A 15,042-nucleotide genomic window follows, 5' to 3' on the forward strand; every position below is an offset into this window, starting at 1 on the left:
AGAGTTCGCAACCGAAAGGACGACCGATGCTCGATCACGACCGCATTCGACGCGACACCCCAGGTGCGTCGAGCCGCGTGTTTCTCGACAGCGCCGGATCCTCGTTGCCCCCGACCGTCGTCCTCGACACCGCGATCGCGCATCTACGCCGCGAAGCGGAGATCGGCGGCTACCGGGCCGCGAACGAACGACTCGACGACCTCGCCGCGGTCAAGACCTCGATTGCAACATTGATCGGCGCGCAGGCGTCGAGCATTGCACTGAGCGATTCCGCGACGCGGGCCTGGACGGACTTCTTCTACTCGGTGCCGCTCTCGGCCGGCGACCGAATCCTGCTGTGCCAGGCCGAGTACGCCAGCAATGCCATCTCCGCCCTCCACCGCGCCGAAGTCACCGGAGCGACCGTCGAGGTCATGCCGAGCGACGCATCGGGACGCATCGACCTGGACGCACTGGAATCGATGCTCGACGACCGCGTGAAACTGATCTCGGTGGTGCACGCCCCCACGAACGGCGGCCTGATCAATCCCGCCCGTGCCGTGGCCGATCTCGCCCACCAGCACGGTGCACTGGTCCTGCTCGACGCCTGCCAGTCCATCGGGCAGCTGCGCGTCGACGTCGAGGAGTTGGGAGTCGACGCCCTCTCGGCCACCGGCCGCAAATGGTTACGCGGCCCACGCGGAACGGGCTTCCTCTACCTGCGTCCGGGATTGGCGTCGACGCTGCATCCGCCGGCCCTGGACCTGCACAGCGCAGAGTGGACCGATGGACGGACCTACCGGATGGCAGACGACGCCACGCGATTCGAATTCTGGGAATGCGACGTCGCGGCCAGGCTCGCGCTCGGTGCGGCCGTCGACTACCTGCTCGAACTCGGTATCGACCGAGTCGAAGACGCCGTCGTCGAACGTGCCGACTACCTCCGCTCGGGCCTTCGGAAGGTTCCCGGGGTGACCGTGCGCGACCTCGGCGACCGCAAGAGCGGCATCGTATCCTTCACCGTCGACGGCGAGGATCCCGTGGCAGTGCGTGACCGACTGGCCGAACGAAACGTGACGGTCACCGTCAGCCATCGCGGTTCCACGCGTCTGGACATGACGGGCCGGGGACTCGACGCCGTCGTGCGTGCATCTCCGCACTATTTCGTCGCGTTCGCCGAACTGGACACGATGCTCGCTGCGCTCGCAGGTGAGTGACACTTCGTAGCAGGGGTCGAAGTTCCGCTCACATAGGCGGCGACCCCGATCGCCGAGACCACGAGTCCACCGAGCCCGAGCCAGGTGACCGCGTCGCCGAACATGAGCCAGGCCCACAGCATCGTCGTCGGCGGTGTCAGGTAGAGCAACACGCTGGCACGCGTCGGACCGTTGCGACGCACCACGAACAGGTACGCGCCGTACGCGCCGAACGTCGACAGCACGACCGTCCAGGCGACAGCCGCGAGAAAACCCGACGTCATCGGCGGTTCGACATCCCCGGCCAGCGCACTCCACGTCATGAATCCAACTGCGCTGACCGAACATTGTATTGCCATCGCCAGGGCGATCGGCTCCTTCGGTGCCAGCATTCGTTGACCGATCGTGCCCACCGACAGAGCCAGCATTCCCGCGGCCGGGAGCAGGTAGACCGGCCAGGAGAGGTCGGCACCGGACATGTCTCCGACCACCACCAGCGAGACACCCGCGATCCCGACGACGAGTCCGACGGCCTGCTGTCGTCCGACGCGTTCGCCGAAGATCGTGCTCGACGCCATCGCGACCACCAGTGGCTGCAACGCGGCGATCAACGCGGCGACGCCCGGCGGCACGCCCATCCCGATGCCGGTAATGGTCGCACCGAGGTAAAGGAACTGGCAGAACAGGCCCAGGACGGCATGGATTCGGATGGCATGCCAGGTGGGGGTCAGTTTCCGGAACCGGCACCACGCGATCAGCAACGCCGCCGCGGCGAGGTAGCGCCAGGCCAACAGCGTGTGGGCCGGGGCCTCGGCGGTTCCGAGCTCTGCTCCGATGAAGCCCGAACTCCACAGCACCACCAGTGCTGTACCTGCAATGACGTCGACTCTCGATCTCATGAAGCGATGTAAACATACAGGTCTGTATACTCGCAGTGCACCTGCCGCTCACCAGCGCTTTCGAAAGGCAACCATGCTCGACAAGCCGCTCACCCCCGCCGGAGAACGCATCCTGACCGTCGCCAGCGACCTGTTCTACGCCCGCGGGATTCGCGCCGTCGGAGTCGACCTCATCGCGGAGGAGGCCGGCACCACGAAGAAGACGCTGTACGACCGTTTCGGCTCCAAGGACGGCCTGGTGCAGCGGTACCTCACCCGCCGATACGGCCTGTGGTGCGATCACGTGACCCGGTACGTCGAATCCCTCGAATCAGGCGACGCGCGCATCCTCGGGGTGTACGACGCCCTCGATCTGTGGATGCGCGACAACCATCGCGGCTGCGGATTCGTCAACGCCTTCGCGGAGTTCGGCGGAACCGGCAGCCCGGTGCTCGCGATCATCGAGTCCGAGAAGGAATGGACGAGATCGTTGTTCGCGCGATTGGCCACCGAAGCCGGTTACCCCGATGCCGAGCAGCTCGGAACCCGACTGTCGGTACTGCACGAGGGCGCGGTGGTGATGGGCACAGCGGGGGCTCGCGATGACGCGATCGTGGTCGCGCGGGGCATCGCGTTCGATCTGCTCGCTGCGCTCGCAGTGGTGCGGACAGGTGCCCCAGGGGGCGCATAACCAAGCCACTGCGCGGCATCGTGTATTGTTTCCCAGGTTGTCTCGGCGAGGGTAGATCCAGATTTCAGGATCCACCGTTATCGACGCGGCTCGGCCCCGTTGGCCGCGCTCGTTCGTGTCCGCCCCGACGAGCTTGACCGCCCGACGAAGTACGCCGCACGAACCACAGTTATCAGGAGCATCCAGCACCATGGCATCGAAGGTAAACAACCTCACCGCACAGGTCCGCACCGAATTCGGCAAGGGAGCCGCCCGCCGCACCCGTCGCGACGGCCTCGTTCCCGCCGTTCTGTACGGACACGCCACCGACCCCCAGCACCTCGCACTGGACGCTCGCGCGTTCGCAGCCGTACTGCGTAACGACGGCACCAACGCCGTGCTGACCCTCGACATCGATGGCAAGACGCAGCTGGCGCTGACCAAGTCGATCGTCGTGCACCCGATCCGTCGTAGCATCGAGCATGCCGACCTCCTCGTCCTGAAGAAGGGCGAGCGCGTCACCGTCGAGGTCAACATCATCGTCGAGGGCGACGCCGCACCGGGCACCCTGGTCACCACCGACTCGACCGCGGTCGAGATCGAGGCCGACGCACTGGAGATCCCGGAGAACTTCGTCGTCTCCGTCGAAGAGGCTCAGATCGGTACTCAGATCACCGCAGCCGACCTCGACCTTCCGTCCGGCGTCACGCTGGTGTCCGACGGCGAGATGCTGCTCGTGAACGTTGTCGAGGCTCCGTCCGAGGAAGACCTCGAGGCCGACGGCGAAGGCACCGAGCCCATCTCCGAAGAGGGCGAAGCCGAGACTCAGGAAGAAGCCGAGTCCTCGGACGAGGACAGCTCCGACGAGAGCTGATTCTTCACCTGCACGCTCGACGGCGCGCTGCTTCCCTCGGGAGCAGCGCGTCGTTCGTTTCGAAGGCCTGATGAGACAATGACGACCGTGAGTGTTGATCCCGCAGCGCCGACCCTGATCGTCGGCCTCGGCAATCCCGGCCCGCAGTACGAAAAGACCCGTCACAACGTGGGATTCATGGTGGCCGACGCCCTGGCCGGACGCATCGGTTCCGCGTTCTCCTCGCACAAGAAGTCCAACTCCGACATCGTGCAGGCCCGTCTCGGCAGTCGCTCGGTGGTCATCGCCAAGCCGCGCACCTTCATGAATCTCTCGGGCCAACCAGTGGCTGCGTTGGCGCGCTTCTTCTCGATCGAGCCTGCGAACATCGTCGTGGTGCACGACGAGTTGGACATCGACTTCGGTGCTCTACGACTCAAACTCGGCGGCGGCGAAGGCGGCCACAACGGCCTCCGCTCGATCTCGCAGCACCTGAGCACCAAGGACTATCTGCGGGTGCGCGTCGGCGTCGGGCGACCACCGGGACGGATGGATCCGGCGTCGTTCGTGCTCAAGCCGTTCTCCGCTGCCGAGCGCAAGGACCTCGGCGTCGTGGTCGAGGAAGCAGCCGACGCCGCCGAGCTCCTGCTCTCGGCCGGACTGGAGGCCGCACAGAACACGGTGCACCCGCGCTGATCCCGGCGAACCGCGCGACCCTGTTGTGAGGCGCGCGCCCGCTCTCGTCTCCGAACGCACGCGCGCACCCCGCACGAAGGGTGTGAGGTCTGCAGCCCGTTTCAGGTCAGCAGCGACGCCGAATTTGCCCGCCGCAGTTTGCCGCTCGACGTCTTCGGAATGCTGCCCGGCCCCAACACCGCGACGGTTCGCGGCCGCACACCGACCTCCGAATGCACGGCATGGATCACTTCACGTTCGATGCGCCTGACCTCGTCCGGCTTGTCGATGTCGTTGGTTTCCACAGCCACCGCGAAACTTTCGCGTTTGTCACCGGCATCGAGCCGAATAGCCACGGCATTGCCCGGCCGCACACCGGCGACGGTGCCCGCGGCCCGTTCGATGTCGGTGGGATAGATGTTGCGGCCACCCATGATGATGACGTCCTTGATTCGCCCGCAGACGACCACCAGTTCGTCCTCGGTGATGTAGCCGACGTCGCCGGTGTCGAGCCAGCCGTCCGCGTCGAGCGTCGACACCGGGCCGTCGACGGTGATGTATCCGGGCGTGACGGCCTTGCCTCGCACCTCGATGATGCCGACGCCCCGTGCGGTGAGCACCTGCCCCTCCTTGTCCACGACACGGCCCTCCAACCCGGGAACGAACTTGCCGAGCGTTGCCAGCGATCGGGTGTTACCGCGAGTGGAGGGCACGGCACGACCGAGGGTCTCGAGCAGGTCCGCGTCGACCACGTCGATCACCTGCCCCTGATCGGGGTTCGGAATCGACACTGCCAGAGTCGTTTCCGCCATTCCGTAGACCGGAGCCAGCGCGAGTGGGTTCAGCTTGTACCGGGCTCCGGCCTCGGCGAGCGCGATCATGGTGTCCGGATCGACCGGCTCGGCTCCGTTCCAGGCGTAGCGCAGAGTCGACAGGTCGAGGTCCAGGTCGTCCTCCGCCTGACCGAGCCGCCGCGCCAGCAGCGAGTAGGCGAAATTGGGTGCTGCCGTGACGGTTCCGCGGTACTTGTGAATCAGTTTGGCCCACAACAGCGGCGAGCGCAGGAAGTCCAGCGGAGTGATACTGACGACCTCGGCACCGACCTGCATGGGCACCGACAGGAAGCCCACCATGCCCATGTCGTGGAACAGCGGCAGCCAACTGACCATCACATCGGTTTCGACATCGAATTCGATGCGGTCGATCATCGCGTAGGCATTGACGTAGAAGTTCTCGTGCGTGATCCGTACGGCCTTCGGCGAACCGGTCGATCCGGAGGTGAGCTGCTGCAACGCGATATCGGACTCGGACGTGGGCACCGGATCGATGTCGCGACCGGTCTTCATGTCCTCGATCTTCAGCACGGTGATGCCGCGCTCCTCGAGCACCGGTGCGGCGATGTCGAACGGAGCCCCGAGGATCACGGCCTTGGCCTCGATCATCCGCACGACGGTCTCGGTGTCCTCACCCCAGACGGCGAGGTCGGTCCGCGGTGTCGGCTGATGCAGCATCGTCACCGATCCCCCGCGCATCCAGGTCGCCTGGCACGCCGGAGCGATGTCGACCGGCTGACCGGCCAGGATGCCGATCGCATCCCCGTGTTCGACGCCTTCGTCGGCCAACGCACCTGCCATCCGACGCGCCTGCTCGTGGATTTCACCCCAGGACTGTCGCAATGCCTCGTCGGGCTCGCCGGTGATCAGACCGTGCTTGCTGGTGCTCGCGGTCTCGAACATCTCTTCGGTGAACTTGCTCAACGCGCGTCTCCTCGTGAGGGAATCCCGGCCCACCGTCCACAGTAGGCAGTCCCGCCCCGACCGAAGGGTGCAACAGGCCGCGTATCCTTGATTTCTGCCCCGGCACCCGATTCGGTGCCGCCCTTGCTAGGAGAATGAGGTTTTCGTGAGCACCCCGTCCAGTACCCCCGACGTCGACGCCACGATCGACGGGTCCGGACCGGCAGCGCTCGACGAGTCCGGAACCACCCGCAGCCGGGCCACAGAGCTCGAGACCGAGGTCGCGAGGCGTCGAACATTCGCGGTGATCTCGCACCCCGACGCCGGCAAGTCGACGCTCACCGAGGCCCTCGCCCTGCATGCGCGCGTCATCTCCGAGGCCGGAGCCATCCACGGCAAAGCCGGCCGCCGCTCCACCGTCTCCGACTGGATGGAGATGGAGAAGGCCCGTGGCATCTCGGTGAGTTCGACTGCGCTGCAGTTCAATTACCAGACCTCCCCCGACGCGGAGATCACCAACGTCATCAACCTCGTCGACACCCCCGGCCACGCCGACTTCTCCGAGGACACCTACCGCGTGCTCACCGCCGTCGACGCGGCCGTGATGCTGATCGACGCCGCCAAGGGTCTGGAGCCGCAGACCCTCAAGCTGTTCCAGGTGTGCCGCCAGTTCGGCATCCCGGTCATCACCGTCATCAACAAGTGGGACCGCCCGGGCCAGTCGCCGCTCGAGCTGCTCGACGAGATCGAGTCGCGGATCGGCCTGACTCCGACGCCTCTCTACTGGCCCGTCGGGATCGCCGGCGACTTCCGCGGCCTGCTCGACGTACAGGACGGGAGCTACATCCGGTTCACCCGTACCGCCGGTGGTGCGACCATCGCGCCCGAGGAATTCATGACGGCCGAGGCCGCCGCCGAACGTGAGGGCGTCGACTGGGACACCGCCGTCGAGGAAAGTGATTTGCTGATCTCGAGCGGTCAGCAACACGATCAGGAGATGTTCCTGGCCGGTCAGACGTCGCCGGTGATCTTCGGCTCCGCGATGCTCAACTTCGGCGTCCGGCAGATTCTCGACACCCTCGTCGCTCTGGCACCCGCCCCCGGCGCGCGCGACGACGTCTCGGGCGGGGTACGCGAGGTCACCGATCCGTTCAGCGCCGTCGTGTTCAAGGTGCAGGCAGGCATGGACACCGCGCACCGCGACCGCCTGGCGTTCATGCGCGTGGTCTCCGGAGTGTTCGAGCGCGGCATGGTCGTCACCCACTCGCAAACCAAGAAGCCGTTCACCACCAAGTACGCGTTGACTGTGTTCGGTCGCGATCGTACGACCGTCGAGAACGCCTATCCGGGAGACATCGTCGGCCTCGTCAACGCGACCGCACTCGCCCCGGGGCACACGCTCTACACCGACAAGAAGGTCGAGTTCCCGCCCATTCCGTCGTTTGCGCCCGAGCACTTCTCGGCACTGCGGGTCGACAGCGCCGACAAGTACAAGAAGTTCCGCCGGGCCGTCGAGCAACTCGACTCCGAAGGCGTGGTTCAGGTGCTGCGCAACGACATTCGCGGCGACGCCTCCCCCGTGCTCGCCGCCGTCGGACCCATGCAGTTCGAGGTGGTCACCGCACGAATGAAGACCGAGTTCGGCGTCGACGCCCGAATGGAACCGCTCGGATACTCCCTTGCCCGACGCACCGACGCGGCCTCGGCCGTCGAGTTGGGTCGCCAGCGCGGTGTCGAGGTCTTCACCCGCACCGACGGTGCGCTGCTGGCACTGGTGAGCGACAAGTGGCGTCTGCAGTACATCCAGAAGGAGATGCCCGAGCTGACTCTCGAACCACTCGTCGCCGCGGGTGATCAGTAGCACCGGCGTGCTGATCGATCTGCTCGACGCAGAGTTCTCCGTACTGGGGCACCCGATTCTGTGGCGTGAGGTGGTCGGCAACGGTTTCGGCTTGCTCTCGGCGATCGGCGGGATGCGGCGCGTCGTGTGGGCGTGGCCGGTGGGGATCATCGGCAATGCGCTGCTGTTCACGGTCTTCCTCGGCGGCGTGTTCCACACTCCGCAGGCTCTCGATCTGTACGGCCAGGCCGGGCGACAACTGATGTTCATCGCGGTGAGCGTCTACGGGTTGATGCGTTGGCTGCGGGACTCCAAACGGTCGGGGGCAGCGGTTCTACCGCGGTGGGGCACGGCGCGGGAGCGGACCGCGATGATCGTCGTCGCGATCGTCGGCACGGTGCTGTTCGCGCAACTGTTCGGCTACCTCGGCTCGTTCGGCAAGTGGGCCGACGCGTGGATCTTCACCGGATCCATGCTGGCGACCTTCGGAATGGCGCGTGGACTCACCGAGTTCTGGCTGATCTGGATCGCGGTGGACATCGTGGGCGTTCCGCTGCTGATCGTCGCCGGGTTTTATCCCTCCGCGGTTCTCTACCTGGTGTATGCCGCGTTCGTGGCCTGGGGTTTTGCCGTGTGGTTCAGAGTTCAGAACAAGAACTTCGGTCAAAAAATGGCGTCGTAAACAATCGTGATGATACTCTCAGCGTGTCCGAACAAACTTCGAGTACGTTTCTGCGTGCTCGACGCCGAGTAGCCCGTCCTGATCGATGCCCGATCGTGACATCTCGGCGCGGAACCACCTGGGATCACAATGAAGTGGAAAACGACATGACTAAGGGATCGAACTACCCATTGGCCGGGATCAAGGTCGGTGGCGTTCCTGCGCATCGTTTGGCGACGCCGCCGAAGTCCGACTCCACTTCACCCGCCGGTGGCCGCACCGATTCTTCGGCGGCAGCGCCCGCCGAGAAGGCGGCCGAGACCTCTACCACCGAGAATTCGGAGGCAGTGGCCACGTCCACCGATAAGGCGTCCGCAACAACGCCTGCACCAGCAACGTCGTCCGTCACGGATTCAACGACCCCCCGCGCGGATCGACGTCGTCCAGAGAAGCCCGCCACGGAATCGAACGAGGTTGAAGTGACTACAAGCGATCAGATCTCAGAACACGGCCTGCCCACCAACGGCCGCTCCACGTCTCACGGCTCCAGCTCCTCGCCGTCGCTCGGTCGCGGCCAGGGACCGGACCGTCGTACCGCCATGGGCGTCGCCTCGGTACGCATTGCAGGCCGCCTGACCCAGAACGAGCTCGGCAGCCGCACCGGCGACATCCGTACCCCCGACACCTCCGTCGGTCCCGACGAGCTGCTCCAGCTCCTCGGCGAATACCTCGTCTCGGGTGGCCTGCAGAACCCCGAGATCCACGTTCGCTCCAACGGCCAGACCATCGTGCTGGACCTGCAGAACCCCGCCAAGGGCTACCGCTGACCCCTACCGGTCACAACAGCTGCTGGAATGCCTCTGGTCGCACCATCTCGAGTACCAGAGGCTTCCATTGCGGCGCGCGGTCCTTGTCGACCAGCACTGCACGAACACCCTCGGCGAAGTCCGGTTCGGTGATGATCCACGTCGCCATCCGCAACTCCCGATCGAGGCATTCACGCAACGTGCTGTCGGCCCCGCGTGTGATCAGCGCGTCGGTTGCCATCAGGGACGTGGGCGACAGCGTCGCCAACTGAGTCTTCGTCGTCCGCGACCAGGGCGTGTCGCACACCAGCGCATCGATGATGTCGACGAGTGAGCTCCTCTCGAACACTGCAGCCACCGCCTCCGCGTCGAACGACAGTTCGGTGGTCGACGGCGCAGTGGTGTATCGATCCAACACCTCGTCCAGATCCATGCCTGCGAGGATGTCCGCCTTCAGATCGGACACGACCTCGCTCGGGCAGAAATGCGTCGCCAATCCCAGTGCGAGCGCATCGGTTCCGGTGATACGAGTTCCCGTCAGCGCCAGGTACCGTCCGGCATGGCCCGGCAGGCGCGAGAGAAAGTAGCTCGACCCCACATCCGGCACGAAACCGATCGCCGTCTCCGGCATCGCCAACACGGCGTTCTCGGTGACGATGCGGACGCTACCGTGAATCGAAATTCCCAGGCCACCACCGAAAGCCGCCGCTTCGATGACGGCGACGTACGGCTTGGGGTAGCCGGCAATCACCTCGTCGAGGTCGTACTCCGCCGCGAAGTACGCCGGGCCCGCCTCGTGGTCACCGTCGACGACGGCCTGCCGAATCGCCTTGATGTCACCGCCGGCGCAGAACGCCCGAGGTGAACTGCTCGTCACCAGAACAGAAGTGACCTCATCGTCGTCTCGCCACGCATCGAGTGCGGCGCGGATCCCGTCGATCATCGCACCGTTCAACGAGTTCAGAGCCTCCGGCCGGTTCAGGACGATATGCCCCACTCCGCCCACGGTCTCGGCTTCGACAACGGCCACTGTTGACTCCTTCACACGCACCTCGTTCGACGCGTAACAGTAGCGCTATTCGCGAGACTCGACCGACCGTGGACGCGCGTCAGCGGGAATGTCGGCGGGAGGACACGGCCGCTCCTCGGCAGTGAACCATCCACGATAGAGGAACAGCTGCCCGAGCACCGGGCTCTTCACCTCGATCTCGATGCGATGCCGTTCCTCGGCCGCATCCCACCACTCGCGACCGATCGTCACCGCCGACGCCGGCTTCGGCAACTTCGGCGCAAGAGGGCCGAGCAGGAATCGCGGAACCTCGCTCTCGAGCACCAGTCCACCATCGGCATCGACCTCACACCTGGTGTGCACCACCATGTCCGACGAGAAGCCCAGGTAGTCCAAGGCATACGCGTCGGACTCGGCGGAGGACACCATCACCGAGTTCATTCCCTGCGGGCGACCGGCGAAAGCAAAACGCCGCACGAAAGACATTGTCTCGCGGCCCAGTTCGTCGACATACGCATAGTTGGCGATGGTGAACGGCACGTCCTTGCCCACACCCGCGGGAAAGAGTCCACGCTTGCGGCCGGCCCACAGCAACGGCGGCGGCACGAGCCGAGAGTGCGTCATCTCCTCCATCACGCCCACCCCGAACTGGGCGAGATCGTCCGAGGACTGCAATCCGAAGCGCCACTGAACCTTGGGATGCAGACGGGCGAAGTCCGAACCGAGTACTTCCGCGACGACCGATGTCATGACTCCAGTATGCGCTGCGCGCAGGTGAGCGAAACTTCGTAGCAGATTACGAATTACCGCTCACGTGCCGCAGGCTCTACTCCAGCTCGGCGGCCAGTTCCATCCAGCGTTCCTCGGCGACATCCTTGTCCGCGAGGACCTGCTTGAGCTCGGTGTCGAGGGCGACGAGCTTGCCCTGCTCGGTGGACGCGTCGACGAGTTCGGCATGCAACTCGACCTCACGCTTGGAGAGCCGAAGGACGAGCTTTTCGAGCTTGCTCAGTTCCTTACGGGCCGCGCGCTCGGACGCCGCATCCCGGGTCGCCTTCTTCGGCAACGCGCCGGTGGTCAACGAATCCGGAGTGGCCTCGGCCGCGAGAACCGACCGGCGACGCAGGTACTCGTCGATCCCGCCGGGCAGATTGGTGAGCTTGCCGTCGCCGAACAGTGCCCAGGTGGAATCACAGATCCGCTCGATCAGGTACCGATCGTGACTGATGACGACGAGGGTGCCCGCCCAGCCGTCGAGGATGTCCTCGAGCTGCTGCAGGGTGTCGATGTCGAGATCGTTGGTGGGCTCGTCGAGCAACAGCACGTTCGGCTCGGCCATCAACACGCGCGTCAGCTGGAGGCGACGACGCTCACCGCCGGAGAGATCTCCGACGGGGGTGCGCTGACGCGCCGGGGTGAAGCCGAGCCGCTCCGCGAGCTGCCCGGCCGAGATCTCGCGGTCACCCAACGTAATCCGCTCGGCCACTTCCTTGACCGCATCGAGAACACGCAGCTTCTTGGGTAGGTCGTCCAATTCCTGCTTGAGCCAACCGATCTTGACCGTCTGGCCCTGGATGCGCTTACCCGCAGCAGGCTGCAGTTCACCGGCGAGCGTGCGGAGCATCGTGGTCTTGCCCGAACCGTTGACTCCGACCAGGCCGACGCGCTCACCGGGGGCCAGACGCCAGGTGAAGTCCTTCACCAGTTCTCGGCCGTCGGGAGTCTCCAGGCGCGCGTCCTCGAGTTCGATGACGACCTTGCCGAGACGACGCTGAGCGAACGAGGACAACGCGACGGAGTCACGCGGAGCCGGAACGTCGGCGATCAGAGCCTCGGCCGCCTCGATGCGGTACTTCGGCTTGGAGGTACGAGCCGGGGCACCGCGGCGCAGCCACGCCAACTCCTTGCGCGCGAGGTTGCGTCGACGCTCCTCGGACGCGTCGGCCTGACGGGACCGCTCGGCGCGCGCGAACACCCAGTCGTTGTAGCCGCCCTCGTAGGCCTCGACGCCGCCGCCGACCACTTCCCACGTGCGATTGGCGACCGTGTCGAGGAACCAGCGATCGTGGGTGACGACCACCAGCGCACTGCGACGGCTGACCAGGTGCGCGGCCAACCACTGCACGCCCTCGACATCGAGGTGGTTGGTCGGCTCGTCGAGCACCAGCAGATCGAGATCCTGAACCAGGGCCGCTGCCAACGCAACTCGTCGACGCTCGCCGCCCGAGAGGTTGTCGATCGACGCGTCGAGTCCCGAACTCCCTGCAGGCCCGAGGTCGGCGATACCGATGCCGGTCAAGATGTTTCGCACCCGAGAGTCACCCGCCCACTCGTGCTCGGCCATTCCGAGTGGGTCGAGGACCACCTGGCCGACGGTCGACCCCGGAGGCAACACGCCGCGCTGGGTGACGACGGCCATGCGCAGGCCGTTGACCCGGCTGACACGTCCCGAATCGGGCGGTTCGATGCCGGCGAGAACCTCGAGGGTAGTGGTCTTACCGCCGCCGTTGAGACCGACCATGCCGATGCGTTCGCCCTCCTGCACGCCGAGCGAGACGCCGTCGAGCAGTGGCTTGACGCCGAAGGACTTGCTGACGTTTTCGAGATTGACGAGATTGACCATCAGGAAAAACCAATCGATTCACTAGTGACAACACGAGCACCGGGAACCGGTCCACTCGCAACACGGACGGTGCGGCACACACCGGCACCGGACAATTCAGCGCTCACCGACACCGCCGCGTCGGCGTCGGCGCACAGAAACGCGCAGGTGGGGCCCGAGCCGGACACGATGCCCGCCAATGCCCCGGCGGTGACTCCCGCGCGCAGCGTGCGACGCAACTGCGGCATCAGCGAGACCGCAGCGGCCTGCAGGTCGTTGCCGAGCAACGGCGCGAGTGCACGCGCATCGCCGGACGCCAGCGCATGCATCAGATCCTCGGTGCCGCCGAGGCGAGGCGGATCGCCCTTGGCCCGCAACTCGTCGAGTTCGTTGTACACGGCAGGCGTTTGCAGACCACCCTTCGCCAACGCCAGCACCCAGTGAAAACTGTTGCGCGAGAGCACCGGAAGCAGCTTCTCCCCGCGACCGGTTCCGACCGCGGTTCCGCCGTGCAACGAGAAGGGCACGTCGCTCCCGAGTTGAGCCGCCACCTCGTCGAGCTCGTCACGCGAGAGATCGAGATGCCACATCGCGTTCAGTGCCACCAGGGTCGCGGCAGCGTCGGCACTTCCGCCTGCCATCCCACCGGCCACCGGAATTCCCTTGTCGATGGTGATCTCCACCGACGGCTCTCGCCCGACCCGACGGCCCAGCAACTCGGCGGCCTTCCACACCAGATTCCGCGAATCGGTGGGAACCACCCTCGCGTCGTCACCGCGCACCCGAACCGAGAGCGTCTTGGCCGGAATCACCGACAGTTCGTCCGAGAGCGAGAGCGCCTGAAACACCGTCGTCAGCTCGTGAAAACCATCGGGACGCAGGTCACCGACCGACAGATGCAGATTCACCTTCGACGGGGCCCGAACAACGACGGGTGTGGGAACGACAGACAGCACGAGTAACCACAGTAGTGGAGAAACAACGCCCGAGTTCACCACCAGGGCGGCCTCCGGTGGGTACTCGATGTGACGTTCAGTGGACTTTTGGGCGGTCGATGTCACATTCAGTGGACTTCGGGGGCGGGGATGATCGGGCGATGTGGACCGAATATGTCCGCATTCGGTGGCATCGTGGGCCCGTGAAGGAAACATCGGCTCGGTTGTTGCGGCTGTTGTCTCTGCTGCAGACGCGTCGTGATTGGGCGGGCGCGGAATTGGCAGAGCGACTCGACGTCACTCCTCGCACGTTGCGGCGCGACGTGGACAAGCTGCGCGACATCGGTTATCCGGTCAATGCGACGCCGGGTGTCGGCGGTGGGTACCAGCTCGGTCCCGGCGCGGAGATGCCTCCGCTGCTGCTCGACGACGACGAGGCGCTGGCGGTGGCCTTCGGGTTGCAGTCCGCCGCCGGGGGCTCGGTCGCGGGTATCGGGGAGGCGTCGTTGCGGGCGTTGACGAAGTTGCGGCAGGTGATGCCCTCGCGCATCCAGCATCGGCTCGACGCGTTGCGCATCGACGTGGTGGAGAAGACACCCCGTTCGGCGGTGGATGCGTCGGTGCTGTCCACGGTGGCAGCGGTGTGCCACGGACACGAGCGGTTGCGGTTCGACTACCGCAAGCACGACGGTTCCGAGTCCAGGCGCGAGGTGGAGCCGTACAGCCTGGTGCGGGCGGGAGCGCGCTGGTACCTGCTGGGTTGGGATGTACTGCGGGAGGATTGGCGGTCGTATCGGGTTGATCGTCTGACTCCGAAGATTCCGACGGGTCCGCGGTTCACGCCCCGGGCGCTGCCGCCGGGAGGCGCGGCGTCGTTCGTCTCGAAGGGAATCGATCGTGCGTTCGCCAGAGTTCAGGCGCGGATCGCGTTGCACGCTCCGATCGAGACGATCGCGCCGATGATCGACGAGCAGTGGGGCACACTCGAATCCATCGACGACCGCACCTGCGCGGTGGTGTTGGCCGGGGATTCGCTGCCCTCGATCGCACGGTGGCTGGCGGCGTTCGACACCGATTTCACGGTGCTCGATCCACCGGAACTGCGCGAGGAATGCCGCATCGTGGCCGAGCGGCACGCGAGGCTGAACGAGCGATACCTCGCGGCGGTTCACCCTCCGGTAACCGGTCCGTGAGTCAATGGG

The 15,042-nt window shown here is 65.7% G+C and carries 15 protein-coding genes; 8 read left to right on the forward strand and 7 right to left on the reverse strand.

The features are described from left to right. Positions 1 to 26 precede the first annotated feature (26 nt). Complete coding sequence (locus NY08_RS11130; protein ID WP_045196396.1) at positions 27 to 1,196, forward strand: aminotransferase class V-fold PLP-dependent enzyme; 1,170 nt, start codon at positions 27 to 29, stop codon at positions 1,194 to 1,196. Here the strand turns inward: NY08_RS11130 and NY08_RS11135 are convergent. After that, on the reverse strand, positions 1,139 to 2,074 hold the full coding sequence (locus NY08_RS11135) for a DMT family transporter (RefSeq protein ID WP_045196398.1): 936 nt from the start codon (positions 2,072 to 2,074) through the stop codon (positions 1,139 to 1,141). The genes NY08_RS11130 and NY08_RS11135 overlap by 58 nt on opposite strands. Before the next feature lie 73 nt (positions 2,075 to 2,147). On the opposite strand from NY08_RS11135, the gene NY08_RS11140 reads away from it, so the two are divergent. The 3 genes from NY08_RS11140 (at position 2,148) to pth (ending at position 4,272) form a co-directional block, all read left to right on the forward strand. Continuing rightward, complete coding sequence (locus tag NY08_RS11140) at positions 2,148 to 2,744, forward strand: TetR/AcrR family transcriptional regulator (protein ID WP_045196400.1); 597 nt, start codon at positions 2,148 to 2,150, stop codon at positions 2,742 to 2,744. A gap of 190 nt (positions 2,745 to 2,934) precedes the next feature. Then, complete coding sequence (locus tag NY08_RS11145) at positions 2,935 to 3,597, forward strand: 50S ribosomal protein L25/general stress protein Ctc (RefSeq protein ID WP_045196402.1); 663 nt, start codon at positions 2,935 to 2,937, stop codon at positions 3,595 to 3,597. An 87-nt stretch (positions 3,598 to 3,684) separates the two neighbouring features. Next, positions 3,685 to 4,272 carry an aminoacyl-tRNA hydrolase gene (pth, locus tag NY08_RS11150; protein WP_045200214.1) on the forward strand — a complete coding sequence of 196 codons (588 nt, stop codon included), beginning with the start codon at positions 3,685 to 3,687 and terminating at the stop codon, positions 4,270 to 4,272. Between the two features lie 101 nt (positions 4,273 to 4,373). Here the strand turns inward: pth and NY08_RS11155 are convergent, their stop codons facing one another. Then, positions 4,374 to 6,008: a fatty acyl-AMP ligase gene (locus NY08_RS11155; protein WP_045196404.1), complete on the reverse strand. Its 1,635-nt coding sequence runs from the start codon at positions 6,006 to 6,008 to the stop codon at positions 4,374 to 4,376. 145 nt (positions 6,009 to 6,153) lie between these two features. Here NY08_RS11155 and NY08_RS11160 point away from each other — a divergent pair, with 145 nt between their 5' ends. Continuing rightward, positions 6,154 to 7,848 (forward strand): peptide chain release factor 3, encoded by a 1,695-nt coding sequence (locus NY08_RS11160; protein ID WP_094645623.1) that lies wholly within the window; start codon positions 6,154 to 6,156, stop codon positions 7,846 to 7,848. A 7-nt stretch (positions 7,849 to 7,855) separates the two neighbouring features. Further along, positions 7,856 to 8,509 (forward strand): nicotinamide riboside transporter PnuC, encoded by a 654-nt coding sequence (gene pnuC / locus NY08_RS11165; RefSeq protein WP_032396227.1) that lies wholly within the window; start codon positions 7,856 to 7,858, stop codon positions 8,507 to 8,509. Positions 8,510 to 8,672: 163 nt separating this feature from the next. Here the strand turns inward: pnuC and NY08_RS26420 are convergent, their stop codons facing one another. Next, a complete protein-coding gene (locus NY08_RS26420; protein ID WP_230596806.1) occupies positions 8,673 to 8,897 on the reverse strand; it encodes a hypothetical protein in 225 nt (74 codons plus the stop codon). 70 nt (positions 8,898 to 8,967) lie between these two features. Here NY08_RS26420 and NY08_RS26425 point away from each other — a divergent pair, with 70 nt between their 5' ends. Continuing rightward, the gene (locus NY08_RS26425; RefSeq protein ID WP_230596808.1) at positions 8,968 to 9,315 is read left to right on the forward strand and encodes a hypothetical protein; all 348 of its coding nucleotides are present in this window, start codon (positions 8,968 to 8,970) and stop codon (positions 9,313 to 9,315) included. Between the two features lie 10 nt (positions 9,316 to 9,325). Here the strand turns inward: NY08_RS26425 and NY08_RS11175 are convergent, their stop codons facing one another. The 4 genes from NY08_RS11175 to NY08_RS11190 all read right to left on the reverse strand — a co-directional run bounded on the left by NY08_RS11175 (position 9,326) and on the right by NY08_RS11190 (position 13,861). Then, positions 9,326 to 10,324 (reverse strand): enoyl-CoA hydratase/isomerase family protein, encoded by a 999-nt coding sequence (locus NY08_RS11175; RefSeq protein ID WP_032395714.1) that lies wholly within the window; start codon positions 10,322 to 10,324, stop codon positions 9,326 to 9,328. 45 nt (positions 10,325 to 10,369) lie between these two features. Continuing rightward, on the reverse strand, positions 10,370 to 11,053 hold the full coding sequence (locus NY08_RS11180) for a DUF4166 domain-containing protein (RefSeq protein WP_045196406.1): 684 nt from the start codon (positions 11,051 to 11,053) through the stop codon (positions 10,370 to 10,372). 76 nt (positions 11,054 to 11,129) lie between these two features. Then, a complete protein-coding gene (locus NY08_RS11185) occupies positions 11,130 to 12,926 on the reverse strand; it encodes an ABC-F family ATP-binding cassette domain-containing protein (RefSeq protein ID WP_045196408.1) in 1,797 nt (598 codons plus the stop codon). Then, the gene (locus tag NY08_RS11190) at positions 12,926 to 13,861 is read right to left on the reverse strand and encodes a 4-(cytidine 5'-diphospho)-2-C-methyl-D-erythritol kinase (RefSeq protein WP_032396229.1); all 936 of its coding nucleotides are present in this window, start codon (positions 13,859 to 13,861) and stop codon (positions 12,926 to 12,928) included. Before NY08_RS11190 ends, NY08_RS11185 begins: the two co-directional genes overlap by 1 nt. 182 nt (positions 13,862 to 14,043) lie before the next feature. Here NY08_RS11190 and NY08_RS11195 point away from each other — a divergent pair, with 182 nt between their 5' ends. After that, positions 14,044 to 15,033 carry a helix-turn-helix transcriptional regulator gene (locus NY08_RS11195; RefSeq protein WP_032395717.1) on the forward strand — a complete coding sequence of 330 codons (990 nt, stop codon included), beginning with the start codon at positions 14,044 to 14,046 and terminating at the stop codon, positions 15,031 to 15,033. Positions 15,034 to 15,042 lie beyond the last annotated feature (9 nt).

The organism is Rhodococcus sp. B7740 (genome assembly GCF_000954115.1).
Classification (GTDB): Bacteria; Actinomycetota; Actinomycetes; order Mycobacteriales; family Mycobacteriaceae; genus Rhodococcoides.

What these genes read in the sequence shown, in the direction of transcription:
- NY08_RS11130 (WP_045196396.1), top strand. Translation starts at nt 27, where the DNA reads ATGCTCGATCACGACCGCATTCGACGCGACACCCCAGGTGCGTCGAGC.
- NY08_RS11135 (WP_045196398.1), bottom strand. Translation starts at nt 2,074, where the DNA reads ATGAGATCGAGAGTCGACGTCATTGCAGGTACAGCACTGGTGGTGCTG.
- NY08_RS11140 (WP_045196400.1), top strand. Translation starts at nt 2,148, where the DNA reads ATGCTCGACAAGCCGCTCACCCCCGCCGGAGAACGCATCCTGACCGTC.
- NY08_RS11145 (WP_045196402.1), top strand. Translation starts at nt 2,935, where the DNA reads ATGGCATCGAAGGTAAACAACCTCACCGCACAGGTCCGCACCGAATTC.
- NY08_RS11180 (WP_045196406.1), bottom strand. Translation starts at nt 11,053, where the DNA reads ATGACATCGGTCGTCGCGGAAGTACTCGGTTCGGACTTCGCCCGTCTG.
- NY08_RS11185 (WP_045196408.1), bottom strand. Translation starts at nt 12,926, where the DNA reads ATGGTCAATCTCGTCAATCTCGAAAACGTCAGCAAGTCCTTCGGCGTC.